Source organism: Rossellomorea sp. NS-SX7, assembly GCF_052828565.1.
In genome coordinates, this window is record NZ_CM128249.1 from 2,220,962 (window position 1) to 2,240,742 (window position 19,781).

Annotated in this window: 18 protein-coding genes and 2 other annotated features; of the genes, 2 read left to right on the forward strand and 16 right to left on the reverse strand. The window is 42.6% G+C overall.

The features are described from left to right. Positions 1–309 precede the first annotated feature (309 nt). From ACUXV2_RS11065 to ACUXV2_RS11125, 13 genes are all read right to left on the reverse strand, one after another. Positions 310–1,953 carry a CoA-disulfide reductase gene (locus ACUXV2_RS11065; protein ID WP_446243269.1) on the reverse strand — a complete coding sequence of 548 codons (1,644 nt, stop codon included), beginning with the start codon at positions 1,951–1,953 and terminating at the stop codon, positions 310–312. 304 nt (positions 1,954–2,257) lie between these two features. Beyond that, positions 2,258–2,431: a hypothetical protein gene (locus ACUXV2_RS11070; protein WP_446243270.1), complete on the reverse strand. Its 174-nt coding sequence runs from the start codon at positions 2,429–2,431 to the stop codon at positions 2,258–2,260. A 233-nt stretch (positions 2,432–2,664) separates the two neighbouring features. Next, positions 2,665–3,459: a tryptophan synthase subunit alpha gene (gene trpA, locus ACUXV2_RS11075; protein ID WP_446243271.1), complete on the reverse strand. Its 795-nt coding sequence runs from the start codon at positions 3,457–3,459 to the stop codon at positions 2,665–2,667. Then, the gene (gene trpB / locus ACUXV2_RS11080; RefSeq protein ID WP_446243272.1) at positions 3,452–4,654 is read right to left on the reverse strand and encodes a tryptophan synthase subunit beta; all 1,203 of its coding nucleotides are present in this window, start codon (positions 4,652–4,654) and stop codon (positions 3,452–3,454) included. Before trpB ends, trpA begins: the two co-directional genes overlap by 8 nt. Positions 4,655–4,656: 2 nt before the next feature. Further along, positions 4,657–5,289 (reverse strand): phosphoribosylanthranilate isomerase, encoded by a 633-nt coding sequence (locus ACUXV2_RS11085; protein WP_446243273.1) that lies wholly within the window; start codon positions 5,287–5,289, stop codon positions 4,657–4,659. Beyond that, positions 5,286–6,074: an indole-3-glycerol phosphate synthase TrpC gene (gene trpC, locus ACUXV2_RS11090; RefSeq protein ID WP_446243274.1), complete on the reverse strand. Its 789-nt coding sequence runs from the start codon at positions 6,072–6,074 to the stop codon at positions 5,286–5,288. The genes ACUXV2_RS11085 and trpC overlap by 4 nt, the downstream gene beginning before the upstream one ends. Further along, complete coding sequence (trpD, locus tag ACUXV2_RS11095) at positions 6,075–7,100, reverse strand: anthranilate phosphoribosyltransferase (RefSeq protein WP_446243275.1); 1,026 nt, start codon at positions 7,098–7,100, stop codon at positions 6,075–6,077. Next, positions 7,072–7,683 (reverse strand): anthranilate synthase component II, encoded by a 612-nt coding sequence (locus tag ACUXV2_RS11100; protein WP_446243276.1) that lies wholly within the window; start codon positions 7,681–7,683, stop codon positions 7,072–7,074. Before ACUXV2_RS11100 ends, trpD begins: the two co-directional genes overlap by 29 nt. Next, positions 7,680–9,035, reverse strand: coding sequence for an anthranilate synthase component I (gene trpE / locus ACUXV2_RS11105; protein WP_446247052.1), 1,356 nt, complete (start codon positions 9,033–9,035; stop codon positions 7,680–7,682). Before trpE ends, ACUXV2_RS11100 begins: the two co-directional genes overlap by 4 nt. Positions 9,036–9,123: 88 nt before the next feature. Next, positions 9,124–9,372 (reverse strand) — a binding site (T-box leader). A gap of 41 nt (positions 9,373–9,413) precedes the next feature. Beyond that, positions 9,414–9,661: a binding site (T-box leader), on the reverse strand. A gap of 73 nt (positions 9,662–9,734) precedes the next feature. Beyond that, a complete protein-coding gene (locus ACUXV2_RS11110) occupies positions 9,735–10,595 on the reverse strand; it encodes a GNAT family N-acetyltransferase (RefSeq protein ID WP_446243277.1) in 861 nt (286 codons plus the stop codon). A gap of 97 nt (positions 10,596–10,692) precedes the next feature. Further along, positions 10,693–12,123, reverse strand: coding sequence for a sodium/pantothenate symporter (panF, locus tag ACUXV2_RS11115; protein WP_446247053.1), 1,431 nt, complete (start codon positions 12,121–12,123; stop codon positions 10,693–10,695). Then, a complete protein-coding gene (locus ACUXV2_RS11120) occupies positions 12,116–12,394 on the reverse strand; it encodes a YhdT family protein (RefSeq protein ID WP_446243278.1) in 279 nt (92 codons plus the stop codon). Before ACUXV2_RS11120 ends, panF begins: the two co-directional genes overlap by 8 nt. Positions 12,395–12,676: 282 nt before the next feature. Beyond that, positions 12,677–13,420: a YwaF family protein gene (locus ACUXV2_RS11125; protein ID WP_446243279.1), complete on the reverse strand. Its 744-nt coding sequence runs from the start codon at positions 13,418–13,420 to the stop codon at positions 12,677–12,679. 183 nt (positions 13,421–13,603) lie between these two features. Here ACUXV2_RS11125 and ACUXV2_RS11130 point away from each other — a divergent pair, with 183 nt between their 5' ends. Then, positions 13,604–15,154, forward strand: a complete 1,551-nt coding sequence (locus ACUXV2_RS11130) for a hypothetical protein (RefSeq protein ID WP_446243280.1) — start codon at positions 13,604–13,606, stop codon at positions 15,152–15,154. Positions 15,155–15,223: 69 nt separating this feature from the next. Here ACUXV2_RS11130 and ACUXV2_RS11135 read toward each other — a convergent pair whose 3' ends face one another. Both ACUXV2_RS11135 and ku read right to left on the reverse strand, forming a co-directional pair. Beyond that, a complete protein-coding gene (locus ACUXV2_RS11135) occupies positions 15,224–15,892 on the reverse strand; it encodes a phosphatase PAP2 family protein (protein WP_446243281.1) in 669 nt (222 codons plus the stop codon). A gap of 28 nt (positions 15,893–15,920) precedes the next feature. Further along, entirely contained in the window at positions 15,921–16,763 is an 843-nt protein-coding gene (gene ku / locus ACUXV2_RS11140) for a non-homologous end joining protein Ku (protein WP_446243282.1), read from the reverse strand. 141 nt (positions 16,764–16,904) lie between these two features. On the opposite strand from ku, the gene ACUXV2_RS11145 reads away from it, so the two are divergent. Beyond that, positions 16,905–18,740 carry a DNA ligase D gene (locus ACUXV2_RS11145; RefSeq protein WP_446243283.1) on the forward strand — a complete coding sequence of 612 codons (1,836 nt, stop codon included), beginning with the start codon at positions 16,905–16,907 and terminating at the stop codon, positions 18,738–18,740. A 30-nt stretch (positions 18,741–18,770) separates the two neighbouring features. Here the strand turns inward: ACUXV2_RS11145 and dapF are convergent, their stop codons facing one another. Beyond that, the gene (dapF, locus tag ACUXV2_RS11150) at positions 18,771–19,766 is read right to left on the reverse strand and encodes a diaminopimelate epimerase (protein WP_446247054.1); all 996 of its coding nucleotides are present in this window, start codon (positions 19,764–19,766) and stop codon (positions 18,771–18,773) included. Positions 19,767–19,781: the final 15 nt, after the last annotated feature.

Consider the following 19,781-nt stretch of genomic DNA (forward strand, 5'->3'; position numbering starts at 1 on the left):
CCCGTGAGCCTCCTCGTCAAGTGGTGGAACTGTCCAGCTGCAGGGATTAGAAGCACATGTCATAAGCCAAACCGACCAAGAAGGCAAAGAATGCCTTCATGGACGATTCGTCTTATGCCACACGCTTCTGGGCAAAGCCCCTCCGCTTTTCCGATAGGAGTCTTCGTCTTGCACTCCAATCAACCGCTGGAAAGTTCTAAATCTAAATCCATTTGATCAAATTAAAAACCCGAACTAATTTGTCGATTATAACGCAAATTAGTTCGGGTTTTACTTAGACTAAAACACTATTGTCCAGTCTCTTATTGTTTACTTTCCTAATAAATATGTTTTGTAGCCGCCGCTTAAATTACTTGCTTTAAAACCATTGTTGGTTAATATTTTTACAGCGAGATATCCTCTCAATCCTACCTGGCAATTGACATGAATGTGCTGCTGTTCAGGAAGTTCACTTAATCGATCTCTCAGCTCTCCCAAAGGAATGTTAATAGAACCCGTTATGAATCCAAGCTCTCTTTCATCAGGTTCCCTTACGTCTACAAGCACTCCTCCCTTTCTAATAATCTCATCGATTTCATGATGATGCACAATTCTTAAATCCCCATCCACTACGTTACCTGCAACATATCCAGCCATGTTAACAGGATCTTTTGCAGATGAATAAGGAGGAGCATACGCTAATTCGAGATCTGCAAGATCCCACACGGTCAGCTTCCCTTTTATGGCAGTTGCAATGACATCAATTCGTTTCTCTACCCCTTTATACCCTACGGCCTGTGCACCGAATATTTCACCTGTTTCAGGTTGGAAGATCAATTTCAAAGAAAGCTGGCTGCCGCCGGGATAGTAGGTTGCGTTGGAGTTTGGGTGAATGTGTACGGCTTCATACTTTACTCTCAGTCGTTTTAATAGTTTTTCATTGTTACCTGTTGCTGCCACGGTCAATCCAAACACCTTTGCAACTGAGGTACCCAAACTTCCTTTATAAACAGCATTTCTTCCATTAATATGATCTGCAGCTAGTCGTCCCTGGCGATTCGCCGGCCATGCAAGAGGAATCATTGCCGCGGTGCCCTGTACAAAATCCCTTACTTCTATCGCGTCACCTATAGCGTAGATGTTTGGATCATCCGTTTGAAGATTTTGGTTTACAAGGATACCTCCACGCTCACCCAATGCTAATCCTGCTTTTTCTGCAAGCTCATTTTCAGGCCGCACACCTATTGATAATATGGTAAGATCACTCATTAATTCCCTGCCGCTCTGAAGGACGATTGTGTGCCCTCCATTTTTAAATGCTTTAACTCCATCGTTCAGAAATAATTCAACACCTTCATTATGCAGTTCCCGATGTACAATAGATGCCATTTCATAATCGATTGGTGCCATTACCTGATTCCCTAATTCAACAACAGATACGTTTACACCGCGATGATGTAAATTCTCTGCCATTTCAAGGCCGATAAAACCTCCGCCAATAATCACTGCTTCTTTCGGTTTCTTCTCGTCCACCCATGCTTTTATTCGGTCTGTATCCGGTACATTTCTGAGAGTAAATACATTCTCAGCATCAGAAAGTCCTTCCAACGGCGGTATGATGGGACGTGCCCCGGGTGATAGAATCAGAGTATCGTAGCTTTCCTCATAAACCTCACCCGTTTCCACTTTTTTAATCGACACGGTTCTACGTTCGCGATTAATCTCAACGACCTCACTATAGTTTCGAATATCAAGATTGAATTTCTTGGACATCCCTTCCACCGTCTGAACCAATAAGGCTTCTCTATTCGTAATGACGTCCCCGATATAATAAGGGAGACCACAATTGGCAAATGAGATGTATTCTCCTTTTTCCAGCAATACAATTTCATCTTTTTCACTTAGTCGGCGCAGCCTTGCTGCCGCTGTAGCTCCGCCGGCAACCCCGCCTACGATCACGATTTTTTTCTTCATTTGAACTTCCCCTTCTTCCAGACAAGAGTTTGTTAGATAATTCACAAAGTGTGGCATTTGATTTTCTTTACACTTTTATTATATGTACCAGTTGTTGAAAAATCAATATACCCCCGCATGTATATTTTGTGACAAAAATCCCTCTCGAATCAATTATCTTTTCAAGATAGGGATACTCTTCCGGAGAGCGGTAATGTTCAAAGGTTCGCTGGATCTAAGCTTTGTGATGCAAGCGAGTTGCTATTGTCAACTGCCCAAGTCAGTAAAAAACAGCCGTCCCATAAGGACCGGCTGTTAAGCTTTTTTATTCTTCAGTGTTGCTTTCTTCAGTATTTGACTCTTCTTCCGTATTAGATTCTTCTTCCATCTGTTCTTCTGTTCCTGTGTCTTCTTCTGTGTCACCGCTGCATCCTGCTGCAAATCCGATTACTGATACCGACGTCAAAAGCATTAATAACCATTTCTTCATTGATTTCATGTAAAGACCTCCTAATAAGATGCATTTGTAATACACCTCTATCATATCGATTTTTCGTCGATAGAGAAGGCTTTTTACCATTAATTAACTTATCTTTAAAATGTCTTTACATTTAACCAAGAAACACCATTAATCACCGCTGCCCGATTCCGTGCAAGAGCTGGAATCTCCTTAAATTCCATAAGTACCTTTAATATATCCTTAACAAATTAACTTGCAAAATTTTAAGTCAATCATTTACTTTGGAGCGAATTAACCTTTACGGCATCGATTAACTCTTTTATTTCGCTGAGCCTGTTCTCCTGAAGGAGGTCGATGATGCGGCTGCCTACTACGACCCCGTCACAATTCTCTGTCATCTCTTTAACTTGATCCGGGGTGGAAATACCAAAGCCGGCTAGGACAGGTACTTTACTATATTCTTTTAGTGTTTGAAGATGATCACCGATCTTTTCATTAACAGCATTTCTCGCCCCTGTCGTACCGTTTATGGTCACGGCATACAAAAATCCTTCCGTCAGGTTTGCAAGTTCACTGATCCTTTCACGGGAACTGGTCAAGGTGGCTAGCTGGATGATTGCAATCCCATGTTTCTCGGCAGGCGTCGAGACCAGATCAAGGTGCTCGACTGGCAGGTCCGGGATAATCAGCCCGTCCACCCCTGCTTCTTCACATCGAGTGAAAAATCGGTCGATGCCGTATTTAAAAACCGGGTTGATGTAGGTCATGAACACTAATGGTACGCCGATTTCTTCTCTTCTCTGGACTAACTCATCTAATACCTGCTGCAAATTGACCCCTTTTTCGAGAGCTCTTTTTCCTGCATTTTGGATAGTAGGGCCATCAGCGACCGGATCTGAAAACGGTATGCCGACTTCGATGGCCGTCGCCCCGGCTTCCTCGAGTTGTTTCAATGTGTCTATAAAACTCTCGATCCCTCTATCTCCTGCCATGATATAGGGGATGAACAGTTTATTTCCTTTATCCAATTCATATTGAAACGCCTGTTCCATGAAAACCTTACCCATTCTCATTACCTCCCAACAATTCCTTCACTTGTTCCACGTCTTTATCCCCTCTGCCTGACAGACAAATGACGACCGATTCAGCAGGATTCAAATCTTTTGCTAATTTCAACGCATATGCAACAGCATGTGAGCTTTCCAATGCGGGGATGATCCCTTCTGTTTGAGACAGCTGCTTGAACGCATCCAATGCTTCTTTGTCAGAGATTGACGTATATTGGACTCTATTAATATCCTTCAAATAGCTGTGTTCAGGACCGACCCCGGGATAATCCAGGCCGGCAGATACGGAATGGGCTTCCTGAATCTGGCCGTCATCATCCTGGAGAAGATACATCAAGCTTCCGTGCAGGATCCCCGGCGTTCCTTTGGTAAGTGTTGCCGCATGTTTATCTGAATCAAGGCCGGAACCGGCTGCTTCCACCCCATATAATTCAACATCTTTATCTTCGAGGAACGGGTGGAACATCCCAATTGCGTTGCTTCCTCCCCCTACGCAAGCCACAATCGCCTGCGGGAGGGAGTTTTCTTTTTCAAAAAATTGTTTCTTTGTTTCTTTCCCTATCACACTTTGAAAATCCCGAACCATTTTAGGGAAAGGATGAGGTCCAAGAACGGAACCGATAATATAGTGAGTATCCTCCACATTTGTCACCCAGTAACGCAGGGCTTCGTTTACTGCATCTTTCAACGTCGCGCTTCCTGCCGTAACGCTAATCACCTTTGCCCCAAGCAGTTCCATGCGGAAGACATTCAATTTCTGCCTTCTTATATCTTCTTCGCCCATAAAGATGACACAATCAAGGTTCAGCAATGCACAAACAGTTGCAGTTGCCACCCCATGCTGACCCGCCCCTGTCTCGGCTACAATCTTCCGCTTGCCCATCCGTTCGGCAAGTAAAGCCTGACCGATTGTATTATTGATCTTGTGGGCTCCGGTATGGTTTAGATCTTCCCTTTTCAGATACAGTTTTGCCCCGCCTACTTTTTTCGTTAAATTCTCTGCAAAGTAAAGAGGATTCTCCCTCCCGACATATTCCTTAAGGTAATACCTCAGCTTCTGCTGGAATTCGTCGTCCTGTGAAGCTTCATCATAAGCAGCTTCAAGTTCCTTCACTGCTTTCATCAACGTTTCGGGAACAAATTTCCCTCCAAACTTTCCAAATAACCCCTTTTGGTCCGGCTGTGCATAAATCATTGTCATTCCCCGCTTTCACTATCTGTTTTTATGGCTTTTACTTCATTAATGAATTCCAATATCTTTTCTTTATCTTTGACGCCGCCGCTTTCCACTCCGCTTGAAACGTCAACCATGTAAGGTCTAACTATGCTGATTGCCTCCCTTACGTTATCCTTCTTCAAGCCTCCTGCGAGTATCAATTTATGATTACTGGATTGATAGTCTCTAAGATACTCCCAGTCGAAAGAAATCCCATTGCCTCCCCTGTACGGTCCTTTTCCGCTGTCAACAAGTACGAATTCACCACTATAATCCGGCAGGATATTTAAATCACTCTCTTTCGTAACCGCGACTGCCTTGATATAAGGAACTTCAAGGTTACTGCAAAATGCCGGACTTTCATCTCCATGCAGTTGAACATAGTCGAGATTCACCTTTTGTACAATGGATTCCATTTCCTCCTTAGATGCATTCACAAAAACACCGATTTTAAGAATACCTTCGGGAATTGAATCAGAGATGGCAGCCGCCTTTTCCACTGAAATTCTTCGTCTGCTGTCGGCAAAGATGAAGCCCACTGCATCTGCACCTGCGTCCACTGCCCACCGAGCCGCTTCCAAATCCTGTATGCCGCATACCTTTACTTTTGTCATATCACTCCACCCCTTAAAACTTGCAGGGTTGATATGGTTTTTCCACTCTCTTCACTTCTCATCAGGGTTTCTCCGACCAATACTCCATGAGCCCCTGCTTTTGCCGCTCTTTCACAATCAGATTCATTTTTTATCCCGCTTTCACTGATCAAGACGATTTTATGATCTTTGATCATAGCTGCCAGCTTTTCCGTTACATCTAAACTGACTTCAAACGTTTTTAAATTGCGATTATTGATGCCGATAATGCTCGCACCCATCTCCAAAGCAATTCTCATCTCTTCTTCATTGTGGACCTCAACCAATACTTCAAGCCCAAGGCTTTCTGCATAATCGAACAAAGATTTAAGCGCTGATGTGTCAAGTGCTGCCACGATCAGAAGGATGATGTTGGCTCCTGCATCATGCGCCCTGTCGATCTGTATGGGATCTATAATGAAATCCTTGCACAGGATCGGGAGGGCAACATTCTTCCTCACCTCTGCCAGGTCACCCATCGTTCCTTTAAAGAAAGGGGTGTCCGTCAAAACAGAAATAGCAGCTGCACCTGCACGTTCATATTCCTTTGCTTGCTCCACTGGATCCACCTCCACTCTGATATCGCCCTTGGAAGGGGAAGCCCGTTTTATTTCAGCAATCACCTGCAGTCTGTCTGTATTAACCAGAGAATCATATAAGCCTTCCGTTTGCTTCAATGACTGATTATATTTTTTGAAGCCATCTTCTTTTAGTTCTTTTATTTCTTGTGTTTTCTTATCTATAATTTCTTGAAGAATGGTAGGCATTTAAATCACCTGCTTTCTTTTTTGCCCACTGAACGCAATAAGCGATTGAAGGATTTCTTTCGCTTTTCCTGTAATAATGCTTTCCCGTGCAGCCTTGATTCCCTCTGCTATCGTAGATACACTGCCATGCGCGTATAAAGCAATTCCTGCATTAAATAATACTGTGTCAAGGTACGGTCCTTCTTCCCCTTCTAAGACCGCTTGAAGAATCATTGCGTTTTGGGGAGCTTCCCCTCCTTTGATCATTGAATTGGGATAATGGGGAAGTCCGACATCCTCCCCTTTCAATGTAAATGGCGTTATTCTGCCGTTTTCCAACAGCACGAGATGATTTTCTCCAGCAAGCGATGCTTCATCCATGTAATCCGCCCCGTTTAAGACAATCGCCCTTTTTCTACCTAATTGGTCCAATACCTTGGCCATCGTCTCAAGCTTATCTCTCCTGTATACCCCGACCAGCTGAGTTTCAAGCTCCACCGGATTTGTTAAAGGGCCGATCAGATTAAAGATTGTAGGAATCTTCATTTCCTTTCTTACTTTCATGACTCTTTTAAGCCCGGAATGGACATGCGGGGCGTATAGGAACGCGATATTACATTCCGTCAGAAGTGTGTTGATTTCACTGGCATGGAAGTCCAGGGATACTCCAAGATGCTCCAGGACGTCGGCACTGCCTGTTTTACTTGAAATGCTCCTGTTCCCATGCTTTGCAACCTTCACTCCCGCACCGGCCAAAACAAATGCACTCGTCGTACTGATATTAAAACTGTTTGAACCGTCTCCGCCTGTACCGCAGTTATCCAATACCCCATTCATCTTGTTTCTTATCGGCAAAGCCTTTTCTCTGAGCACCTCAACAAGTCCTGTAATTTCATCCACCGATTCACCTTTCATTTTCAAGAGTGTCAGGAAACATGCTATTTGACTATCTGTCGTTTCTTCGCTGAATAATTCATGTGCAGCTTTTCTCATCTCGTCTCTCTCTAAGGAATGTCCGTTAGATAGCTTTTTTAGAAACTGTTTCACGGTTATTCTCCTTTCTCATCTCATCAATAAAGTTTTTTAGCATTTTCCTTCCGGTGTCAGTCCCTATCGATTCAGGGTGAAATTGAACACCATAAACGGGGTAGCGCAAATGCTTGATGGCCATGATCTCTTTATCATCCATCGATACAGCGTTTATTTCGAACGTTGGCGGAAGGGAATCTTTTTCAATGACCAGCGAATGATATCTCATCACACCGAGCGGCTGACTTAAATACTGGAATAGTCCATGACCGTTATGTCGGATCAGCGAAGTTTTGCCATGCATGATATGGTCTGCAATGACAATGTTTGCACCGAAAGCCGCTCCTATTGCCTGATGGCCGAGGCACACTCCCAAAATCGGCACGCTAGTATGAAGATTCTGTATAATATCGATACAGATACCCGCATTTTCAGGTGTACCGGGTCCAGGTGACAGGATGATCCCGGATGGTTTCAGTTCCTGAATGTCTTCAAGTGTGATTTGATCATTTCTTTTTATCAGAACTTCCTCGCCAAGTTCCTGAACATATTGATACAGGTTATACGTGAAGGAATCATAATTGTCGATAAGCAGTATCATCTTCCCACCTCCAATAAAGATTTAGCTTTATTCATCGTTTCTTCATATTCACTTTTGGGATCAGAGTCATAAACAATACCGGCCCCAGCCTGAACATAAGCGGTATGATCCTTCAGTACCAGCGTCCTGATGGCCAAGGCGAAATCAAGGTTACCGTTCACCCCTAAATAACCGATGGCCCCGGAGTATACACCCCTTTTCTTCACCTCAAGCTCATTGATGATCTGCATGGCCCTGATTTTAGGAGCGCCGCTTACAGTCCCGGCAGGCAGGCAGCTTACCAGTGCTTCCAGAGGCGTAATTTCTTTCCTTAGAACTCCTTTTACTTCGGATACAAGATGCATCACATATTTATAACGCTCGACCAGCATATATTTAGACAATGTGATTGACCCGGTTTCACATACCTTTCCTAAATCATTTCTCCCCAGATCTACCAGCATCCTATGCTCAGCTACTTCTTTCTCGTCTGAAGCCAATTCATTTTCCAAAAGGTGGTCTTCTTCCTCACTACCTCCTCTTTTTCTCGTTCCAGCTATCGGATTGGTTGTAATACTCCTGCCTTGAACCTTTACGAGGCTTTCAGGCGATGCACCCAGCACGATATAATCCTCGAAATCTATGAAAAACATATAAGGAGACGGGTTGGATTGCCGTAGTCTTCTGTAGAAGCTGAACGAATCTTCAGTAAATGAAGCTTGCATCCGTTGAGAAAGGACGACCTGAAAAATATCACCGCTCCTTATATATTTTTTCGCTGCATCCACTTTTTCGATGAACTCCTGTTCTGATAGCTGTGATTGGAACTGCAGGCCTTTCAGTTGGATCTTATTGACATCAAGGTAAACGTTCGTAATCTGGCTTTCGACTTCATTCATCTTTTCTTCAAGCTTGCCCCTTTCTGCATCCAGGACAACGATGAACATTTTCTGTTCAGCATGATCGAACACTATCACTTTTTCGTAAAACATTAAATGAATGTCCGGCATATTCAATTCATCCTCCGGTATGGGTCCGATATCTTCATACTGTCTGATGGAGTCGTACCCCAGATACCCGATGCCTCCACCGGCAAATGGCAAGTCAAGTTCCTGTTGATCCACATGGGGTATGAGGTCTTGGATAATGTCGATGGGAAGGCCTTGCCGTTCTTCCTCTTCACCTGTCTTGTGATTGATGATCTGCACTTTATCTTCACGTGCCTTACATTCCAGATAAGGATCACTTCCAACAAAGGAATATCTCCCTGACTGTTCATGCTTCAAAGAACTTTCAAGCAAAAACTTTTTCGCCCCCTTCAAGGATTGATAAAGGGATATTGGCGTGTATACATCACCATTCAATTCTTTCATAGCATAATGGACTGCTTCCTGCTGCTTCACTTTCCATTCCTCCAATCAAAATAAAAAAGTCCCCTATAAACACAGATGTAATGTGTCTATAGAGGACGATGCTGACCGCGGTGCCACCTCAGGTTGGAGTAATTTACTTACTCCCTCTTCGTTTCGAATACAGGGGAAAACCCGATATTCTATCCATATAACGGTGGAAATCCGTATGACCCTACTTCACTGTTCAAGTCATCTCTCATAAGTCCATTCGACTCAAGCTATCCTGTCAAGGTCTCACCATTCCTTGACTCTCTGTAAAGCTTCACTCAAGCTTACTACTCTTATTCGACGATTTTATATATTATTTTGCAAATAAAAAAGGGCATCTCATTCCTTATAAAAAAGGACGAGATACCCGTGGTGCCACCTTTGTTGACTGCCTGAACAGTCCACTCTTCCGCATCGAAGCCCAAAGGCTTGAATGCGTGTCTTTTATAACGATAAGACATTCGCCAAAGCCTACTCTCCAAGGGATTTCGGTTTGGAGGCTCGGAAGTCCATTCCCCAAAGCATTCACACTAGTTCACACCGGCCACTAGCTCTCTTAAGTGTTTGCAAAAGGTACTCCTCTTCGTCAAAGCCGTTCGCTCATTGAATTATTGTTTTCTATACTAATCCGTTTTACTTTAGATGTCAACACGAAATGTGAAATTTTTAATTTCACTTAATATTCACCATCAGGGAATCACCAATCGGCTTATATCCGACCTCCATATAGATCTTGTTGGATGTAGGATTCTCCAGATCTGTGTACAACGTACAAAATTCAAACTCCTTCAGTAATAACCTGCTCAATCCAGCTACAACAGCAGAAGCATATCCTTTTTTTCTATACAGGTCCGGGGTATAGACGAAATTCACGGTGATGCCGTGGTCCGTCCATCTTCCTCCTCTGGCCATCGATACAGGTTCCCCGTCGACTTCCCAAAAAAATAGATATTTTTCATTCAATATCATATCTTCTGCCCTCTCCAGAGCCTCATTTTGGGTTAACGGATGCACTCCGGTATCTTCAATGAATCCTAGTATCCATTTCGTCAGCAAGTGGATATTCTCCTTCTTAGGAGTCACCAATCGACCTTGGGGAATATCAATTTCATTAACATGTTTCAACATGTATATTCGCTGATTCATCCCGATTTCATACTTGCAGCCTTTCAGGTCGCACCAGACTTCCGTCAGTTTTTGCGCAGAAGCCTTCTCTGAAACGAATCCCGGCACGGCAATTCCTTCCTCACTTAAAAGTGTATTCAGCTCCATTGCAATGGTGCGGTAATCTTTCTCATCGATATCAAGAACAACCACTAAATGATGCGGCGGTGTCATGATGAATGCACCTTTCACCTGAGAAGAATCACCTTCCACACTTATAAGGAGGGGGTCTTTATACCTGTTTCCAGTCTTGATCGTGTTCAGCAGCCCCAGCGGTAAATTATTTTCTGCTTCCTTCTTAAGAAGAAAAGGATACACTCGGCTGTAAAAGCTATCGATATCTTCATATTTTGTCAGCTTCCAACTCATTTTCCTCACCCCTCCTTAAGAGTTCTATCTTCTTCTATCATTTCCCTCTAAAAGAAGGGAGATTCCATTAGCACACTAAAGGAATCTCCCTCCAAAATTAGTTTTGTAACTCTTGTTTGGTCATCAGTGAAACCGTTATATACATGAAAAAGGATATGAGTATCGGGAATACGACGGTGTGCATATCCAAATAATTCGGCAGGAAACTGTGAAATAAAATATATGAAATCAATCCTGACAGCATGGAAGCCATAGCTCCATGGGCATTTCCTGTCTTCCAGTATAAACCGAGTACAATCGGCCAGATAAACACTGCTTCCAAGCCGCCGAAAGAGAATAAATTGAGCCAGATGATCAGCTCTGGCGGGCTTAATGCCATCAGGAAGACGGCAATCCCTGTAATGGATGTCACAAGGAAGCTCATCTTTTTGACCTTCTTTTCACCTGCTTCTTTATTCACAAAATTCATATAAAGATCTTTCACGATGGCAGAAGAAACAATCAATAACAATGAATCGACAGTCGACATGATGGCAGCCATCGGGGCAGCCAGGACGATGCCAGCGAGCCATGGAGGCAGCACTTCCAAAGCCAGCAGAGGCATGACCTTATCTGCAACCTCCACCCCGGGCATCACCGCACGTGCCAGGACCCCGATTAAATGCATCCCTAACATAATGGAGCCGACTACAATCGTCCCGATGATCAGTGCTTTATGTAAGGAGCGCGAGTTTTTATAACTCATGGCCCTTACAGCTACTTGCGGGAGTCCTATCACCCCAACACCCACGAGAATCCAAAAGGACGAAATATATCTGGCACTCAGCTCCCCATTTGCACCATTCGGGCTTAATAGGTTGGGATTTTCCGCTTTTAGATCCATCATGATATTTTCCATGCCGCCGCCGGCAATAATCGTCGCAATCAATAAAATGATTGTGCCCCCAAGCATCACGACTCCCTGGATGGCGTCGGTGACAGCCACCGCCCTGAATCCGCCAACGATGACATATACCAGCACTGAAACTGCAAACAGAAATAAAGCACTCTTATAAGAGAGGCCTGTTAAGGATTCTATTAATCTAGCTCCACCTACCCACTGCGCAATCATCGCTGAGAACAGGAAAATGATGATGCTTAGGGCGGAAAGAATCGTTATGTAATGATTTCGATAACGTCCCTGCAAATAATCGACCAACGTAACGGCATTATACTTCCGCGACATGATGGCAAACTTTTTCCCAAGAACGAGAAGGACGAAATACCCGGTTACAACTTGAGACATTGCAAGGAGTACCCAGGATAAGCCATATGAATAAGCTGCGCCTGGACCGCCGATGAAGCTGCTTGCACTTCCATATGTAGCAATCATGGTCATGGCGAGGATGAAACCTCCAAGCTGCCTGCTCCCCAGGAAGTAATCCTGTACGAATGACTCAGCTTGTCCTACCTTCCTTGATGAATAGACACCAATAATAAAAATGATGATTAAAAATATAATCATAGGAATCAAAGCCATATTATTCACGATATTCACCCTCATCTCCATCGAAAGGAATATCTGTAAGCATATACCTTACAACCAACACCACTAAAACAACCATCAGCAGAAAACCTGCAATACAGCTGTAAAAGAACCACGCCGGCATTCCCATGATCCAGTCATAATCTGTAACTTCGCCCCCGCCAAGTCCAAAAGCAAAGCCATACCACCAAATAAAGTTAATCACTACAAGGCCGATTCCGATTAAAGCTTCGCGATGAGCGATATGAAACCGTTTATCTTCTTTTTCATTCACTCTCTTTTCACTCCTTTATCATTCCGATGTGCACATTCTTTTACAATTTACGACAGGCGGCAGTGAATTGCAATAACTTCCCTATTTTCTCACAAAAAAAAAAGACAATCCCGGAGTTCAGCACTCCGGGATTGTCTCTACGATTTATTAAAGGGGGGTAATCATGAACCATTCTCCAATATAAAAAGAAAGAGGGGGAAACTCTTGTGTTTTCATTGAGAATGATTTTCAATATCATTGTAATTCTTCTATCCAGCTTTGTCAACAAGAAAAATAATTTTTTTAAATTTGATTGATTTCATTGCTCATGAGCGTTGAAATTTCTTTATTCCTCCTTTTTACGGCAAGCATTTTAAAGAATAGATAATTCAGAGAAAAGACAATAACTGCAGCCAGTTCTAAATTGATGATATAAACGATCCCATCTCCGAACCATAGTAATGGAGTATTTCCTTCAGGCGGCCCGGACAAAAAGAAATAGTTAGACCCGCTCAATTTGTTCAGGATGAATATGGGAACGGCTAAGCTGTTGACCAAACCAAGACCATAAAGTATGGATTTCTTATTGATTGTATAACGATCGAAATAAAATAAATACAGAACCATCAAGGGTATTGCCATGTGATGAAGAAAATATTTGATATATCGATAATGCGGGAAAGCATACGGATTGTCGGGGGTGATGAGTGCCAGAATGGGGGGAATGAACCCTATATATAGAAAGAGATAAAAAAATCTGCTGTCCCGTTTGAAATAGAGATAGATGCCGATAAATGTACTGATGCTGCAGAGATGAAGAGGGAGAGTTGATTGAAATGACCAGAGTCCATTGGTCACCGACCATATCTGATAACTGATTTCTGAAATAATTAACGTGCAAACCAAAATGGTGCCGATCCATTTGATATCCATCCGATTTTGGCACCACCTTACGAGTGCGGCAGCCACTAGAAAAAACAATAATAATGTCAACAGATGCGTCATTGAAAATAACTGAAAGTCCATCATCTTTTCTGGTGAAAGCATGTCATTCACTCCTTGCCTGCATTTTGGTATTTTGTAAGAACCTTTTGCAGATTTGAGTTTTGATCATAGTCCCTGAATAAGTTTTTTTTCAGAAGGAAATATTTGGTGTCAACGCATTGAAATTGTGGTAAAATTCTAAATTGAAATAAAAATACAGATATAGAAAGATTGAGGGGGATTTTGGTGAAAGAAAAACTGAAATCATTCGGTGTGCCTTTAATGGTTATGCTGCTGCTATTGGGTGCACTATTTTTCCACCAGCTACTGGAGGTCAAGAAACAGCCGCAGCCTGACTGGAGTCGTTCGATACCGTTAGGCTTCACTTCTGAAGAACGCCCGCAGGCATTCTTCAATCAGGACAGTCTTTTCCTGACAGATAACGGGAAGGTACATCAACTGCGATTCGATAATCAATTGAATCTCACTGAAGACACTGTCATAAATACAAAAATCACTAGGGGATATCCTTTCTGGTCAAACGGTTCCGTATTCATCCAAATGAAATCGGGCCAATTGACAGCAACTGAAAACAATAAGGATACAATCATTTCAGGAGAAGCAACTGGACTGAGTACAGAGAAAGGCCGGATTTATTATTGGGAGAAAAATGAATTATTTTCATTGAATCCTGATGATTTGTCTCACAAAAAAATACATGCTTTCTCAAAGGATATAATGGAGGTCTATCAAGGGGATAATGGCAGTGCGATCGTACAAGAACGGCAAAATGATGCTTCCGCCCTTCTACATTATATGGATGAAAATGAGAAAATAGTAGGCAATCCTTTTGCTTCAGTCAACATTTCAACCAGTCATCATATAGATGGCCTTACCTATGGAGTTCATGACAACAAGCTGACAATCCTATACAATGAAGAGCTTAGAGCACAGGGTGCTTTAAGCTACAAGATTGTGAAAATGGAATCCCCTTTAGGGGAAGTCGGGAAAAGAACATTAAAACCTGAAAACCTTAAGTTTCTGAATGTGGATTCCGGGGAAATTATTCAAGGCCCACGTTCTGCCAAATTAGTGAATATTGATGACAAGAATGCCATCACATTTACTGCGGAAGGACATAAAGCAAGTGACCGTAACTCCGTCAGTGTATACTTGGCTCCTTTGGAGAATGGCACACAGCTGGAGGCAGAAACGATAGGGACGACCAAACATTATTCATATTTACCACTGCAGTTAAAGGAGAACAGCATTGCCTGGCTGGATTATGACGGCGATACGTATGAATTGTTTGCGGCATCCCAAGATCCCAGAGTTATTTCTTCTAGTGTGGAACTTAGTAAACGAAGCATAAAAGAAGCCGTATATAACAGTATTTTAATGATATTCAGCAGTGTCATAACGGTCCTTACATCCTTCTACTGGGTGCTGCCATCGCTGTTTCTTTTGATCCTGCTATATATGTTCAGACCAAATACCTTTGAAAAAGATGGCATTATCTGGGTTGAATACGTTTCAATCCTCATATTCCTGATCATGCCCCTTACCTTCATGAATAAAGCATTGAATGGATATTTTTACTTTGCTGCCCCCGATTACCTGGCTTTTACAGGGAGCGGATATGTAGGAATCGTGGTCATCTCTCTCCTGACTGCGCTGATATGGAAGATCGGACGCAATCCTGATTGGGGAACGTTTGGAGGAGTCTTTTATTTCATGGGCGTGTATATACTCCTATACGTCTCTTCCTTTGGTCCATATATCTTTAACCTGTTTTAGAAACCCTGTAAACTCAGCTTACTTAAAGGAATAAAGACCTGAAACGGGATTCCCCCGTTTCAGGTCTTTTCATTCATTGATATATTTCCAATCACTTCGTTTGTAGAAATATATATACACTGCGATGCAAAGAGTAAGCCAGCCTCCACCAGCTGTAAATCCCCCGACAATATCACTCGGATAATGAACGCCCAAATATACCCTGCTGATCCCGATGAATAAAATCAGTACAGACAGGCCAAGTACGCTCAGCCACTTAAAAACAGCCTTGTCCAATGCACGAAACAACATAAATGCAACAGCACCGTAAAAGATGAACGATCCCATCGAGTGTCCGCTGGGAAAACTGTAGCCACCCTGCTCGATGAGGGCTTCTATATCCGGCCTTTCCCGTTTGAATATCCATTTTAAGAGCCAATTAAAACCGGCTCCAAGGCTGACAGTCAACATCACAAATAAAGCGAGGGGAAATTTTTTCATGAATAATAATACGATAACAATCCCAACCGTACATATACTCAGCCATTTCACTCCACCCAAAAATGTAACGGAAGTCATCAATGTTGTCAGCTTTGGCGAGATAAAAGCATGCACAACATTGAAAACTCCATTGTCAAATCCCGCAATTTCATTCTCTTTCCACTCATCCAGGATTGAAACAAATCCCCATGTAAATATGCCAAAACAAGTTAACGATATGATGAAGAATACCGCCTTTTTTAATTTTCTTTCCTCCAACTTATGTCTCCTTCCCTTTTTGTTTCATTTATTGAGCTTTTTTCTTTGTTGTTGTTTTCTTTTTAGCCGGCTTTTTCTTTTCTGTTTTCTTCTTTTCCGGCTTGGTGGAATCGATTGACGCTTGGAGTGCCGCCATCAAGTCTGTAACGTTCTCTTTTGGAGCTCTTTCTTTTGCGGTCACCACCTTCTCCCCTGTCTGTTTCGATTCAATCAGTTTACTGAGCCGTTCACGATATTCGTCATGATAATTTTCCGGCTGGAATTCCGAGGTCAATTGTTCAATAAGCATCGTGGCCGTTTCCAATTCCTTTTCTGAAATATCATCGCTCTCTGGTACATTGGGGACATCTTTTGAAGCCCGTACTTCGTCTGGATAGTGAATGGTTTCCATCACTAACGTATTTTCATAAACTCTTACCACCGACAAATGTTCTTTTGATCGCATCGTGATTTTTGCGATTCCAACTTTCCCGGAAGTCAATAATGCTTTACGCAATAGAGTATAGGCTTTCTTTCCGCCATCATTTGGTGAAAGAAAATAGCTCCTGTCATAGAAGATCGGGTCAATTTCATCGATTTTAATAAAGTCTAAAATTTCAACCGTCTTTTCTGCATTTGCCTCTTTTATTTCGTTCAATTCCTCTTCTTCCAATACAACGAATTTCCCTTTCGTCACTTCGTAACCTTTTACAATGTCATTGTGCTCAATTTCTTTATCACACACAGGGCAGACCTTTTCATATTTGATCGGTGTATGGCATTCTTTGTGCAGGGAACGAAGCTTAATGTCACGATCTTCAGTAGCTGAATGAAGTTTGATCGGAATGTTTACCAATCCGAAGCTTATTGAACCTTTCCATATGGTATGCATTACAAATACCCTCCTTTTTGTAAACTAAATCCTCTTACCCTTATTTTTCAAATCATTATGGCGCTTCATTCCCATAAACATTTGGAAATAATCATGAAAGTTTCAGGCCACACTATACCAAAAAGGTTCAGGGTGATACGAATGAAACCGATGCTGCCCACTCTAACAGGGGAAGCTCCTCTTGAAGGAAAATGGAACTACGAAGTAAAATATGATGGTTTCAGAGGTATTTTAAAAATCAGTACTTCTAAAGAAATTTCATTGACAAGCAGAAACAACAAAGATTTATTAGGGCATTTTCCTGAGATTGAAGTATATATAAACGAATTGCTGAAGGACACTTCCATTCCCCTCCCCCTTGTTCTGGATGGGGAAGTTGTCATTCTCCGATCCCCATTCAGCAGTGAATTCTTCGAACTACAGATAAGGGGAAGGATGAAAAATAAACAAAAAATACATGTATCGTCTTCTGAAAGGCCCGTAAAATTTTTAGCTTTCGACATTCTGGAAAGCGGAAATGAGTTATGGAGCAGCCAATCATATATCAAGCGTAAAAAGGAATTGGAGAGGGTGTGCTCTACTCTCGGGATACCATTGAAACCTGACCCGGCCGCTCCCGCTGTCATTCAAATGATCCCCTTTTATACCGATTGGATAGAGGTGTGGAGAGGGGTGACAAGTGAAGAAGGGGAAGGAGTCGTCGCCAAACTTTCAGGCAGCAAGTGGGAAGCCGGGAAACGAAGTAACTCGTGGCTTAAGATCAAGAATTGGAAAATATGCCTGTGCTTTATCACTTCCGTTGATGATACGAATGATTATTTTCACATCGGGGTCCTTGAAGGGGAAAGTATAATCAAGGTCGGTCTATTTCATTTTGGGATTTCTGCAGATGAAAAAAGAACATTAAAGGACATCATCAAAAAAAATCACTCCCGAAAAGAAGGCAGTCATTATTTTATTGAACCGGCAATATGCGTAGAGGTACAATACTTGAATTGGTATGAAGGACAATTAAGGGAGCCGCATTTTCACCGATTTATGTTTTCTTCCCGTCCAGAAGAATGTACACTTGAACAATTCCTGCTGGATGAAGCCAGTCTACCTCAAAGCGTGCAAATCACTCATCCTGACAAACCTCTTTGGGAAGCACCCCGCCTTACAAAATTGGATTATATCCGGTACCTTCGGAGAATCTCAGCTGCCATGCTTCCATTTCTTAGAAATCGGCCACTGACCTGTATCCGGTACCCCCATGGTCAGTTTGGAGACTCCTTTTATCAGAAGAACGTGCCCGATTATGCCCCGCAATTTGTTGAAACGTATGCACAGGACGGGATTGATTATATTATTTGCAATGAATTGGAGTGTCTCATGTGGCTGGGAAACCAATTGGCATTGGAGTTTCATATACCTTTTCAGAAGACCGGTCAACAGGACGTGAATGAAATCGTGTTTGACCTGGATCCACCAAGCCGGGAACAATTCCCCTTGGCGGTGAAGGCAGCCATCATCATGAAAGGCTTATTTGAAGGTGTGAATTTAAAGAGCTTCATAAAAACGTCAGGAAATAAAGGGCTTCAAATCTACATTCCGCTTCCGCCGGGATACTCATGGAAAGACACAGGCATGTTCACTGAATTCATTGCTCATTACCTAGTATCCAATTATCCAGATGATTTCACGATAGAGCGGATGAAAAAGAATAGAAATGGGCGCCTTTATGTAGATTACATTCAGCACGGGGAAGGAAAAACGATCATTGCCCCCTATTCTTTAAGAGGGAATGATAAAGCTCTCGTGGCCGCCCCCCTGTGGTGGAATGAAGTGAACGAAGGATTAAACCCGGAACAGTTTACGATGGAAGAAGTATTAAAACGCTTTACAAGGCATGGTTGTCCTTTCAGTCATTTTGAGCGGGTAAAGGAGCATCAGCCTTTTGATGAAGTAATCAACTTTCTTAAAAAAAGCAGAAAATAAGCCTGGACGGAGGCGCCCAGGCTCATTCATTTATGCATTTGTAAATACTTTACTGTCCACAACTTCTTTGGCATGCTTCTGAAGGAGCCCGTATGCACCTTCTTCGTTGAGATCCGTTTGTGATATCACTTCGAATTCCTCAGGATGTGTCAAAGATAAATCCAGTTCAGCTTCGAACATATAGGTAGCATTTCCGATCAATTCCATAAAGTACTCACCGGTTTCTTTACGGTTCACGACCACCCTTACCTTTCCTCCATTGTTATAGACCTCGATTTCGTCACCGTACCCATTCTGACCAAGCAGACATGTGACCAGACTTGATGCTGACATCGCAGTACCGCACGCATTCGTAAACCCTACACCTCTTTCAAATGTACGGACATAGATAGAACCTTTTTCCAAAGGATGCACAAAACTTACATTCACCCCGTCCGGGAAGAGATTATTCGGTCCATTTACCGTTTCTGAAATGATCTTTTGTTCATTGGATACAATGGTATCGGCATTCACGATACTGATTAAATGGGGATTTGGAACCGCTAATACCGTAAACTGCAAACGATCCGATATTTCCGGGATCTTTTGGTCCACCACTTGAGAATGATTCATATTCATCGGTACTTTATCAAGATCAAAATACACCGGGGAAATTTCCACGTTATAAGTCGGCAGATCATCATAGATGGCAGGAGCTGAAGAAACTCTCAAATCAGCTTTCATCGTTTCAACCATGATCTCCTCTTTATCAACTAATTCACATACATACCGGCCTACACATCTGAGACCATTACCACACATGGAAGCTTCAGAACCATCTGCGTTAAAAACCCTCATTACGGCATCGCAGTGCTTGCTATCCAAAACGAATAGAATACCATCCGCCCCTAGACCTTTTTTCCTGTCGCATAATGAAATGGCAAGGTTTTGTCTTGCTTCTTCTGTAAAAGAATAATCATTGGATATTTCGTCGATCAATAAAAAGTCATTTCCCGAACCGTGACATTTAATGAGATTTAGTTTCATCATGAAGCCCTCCGT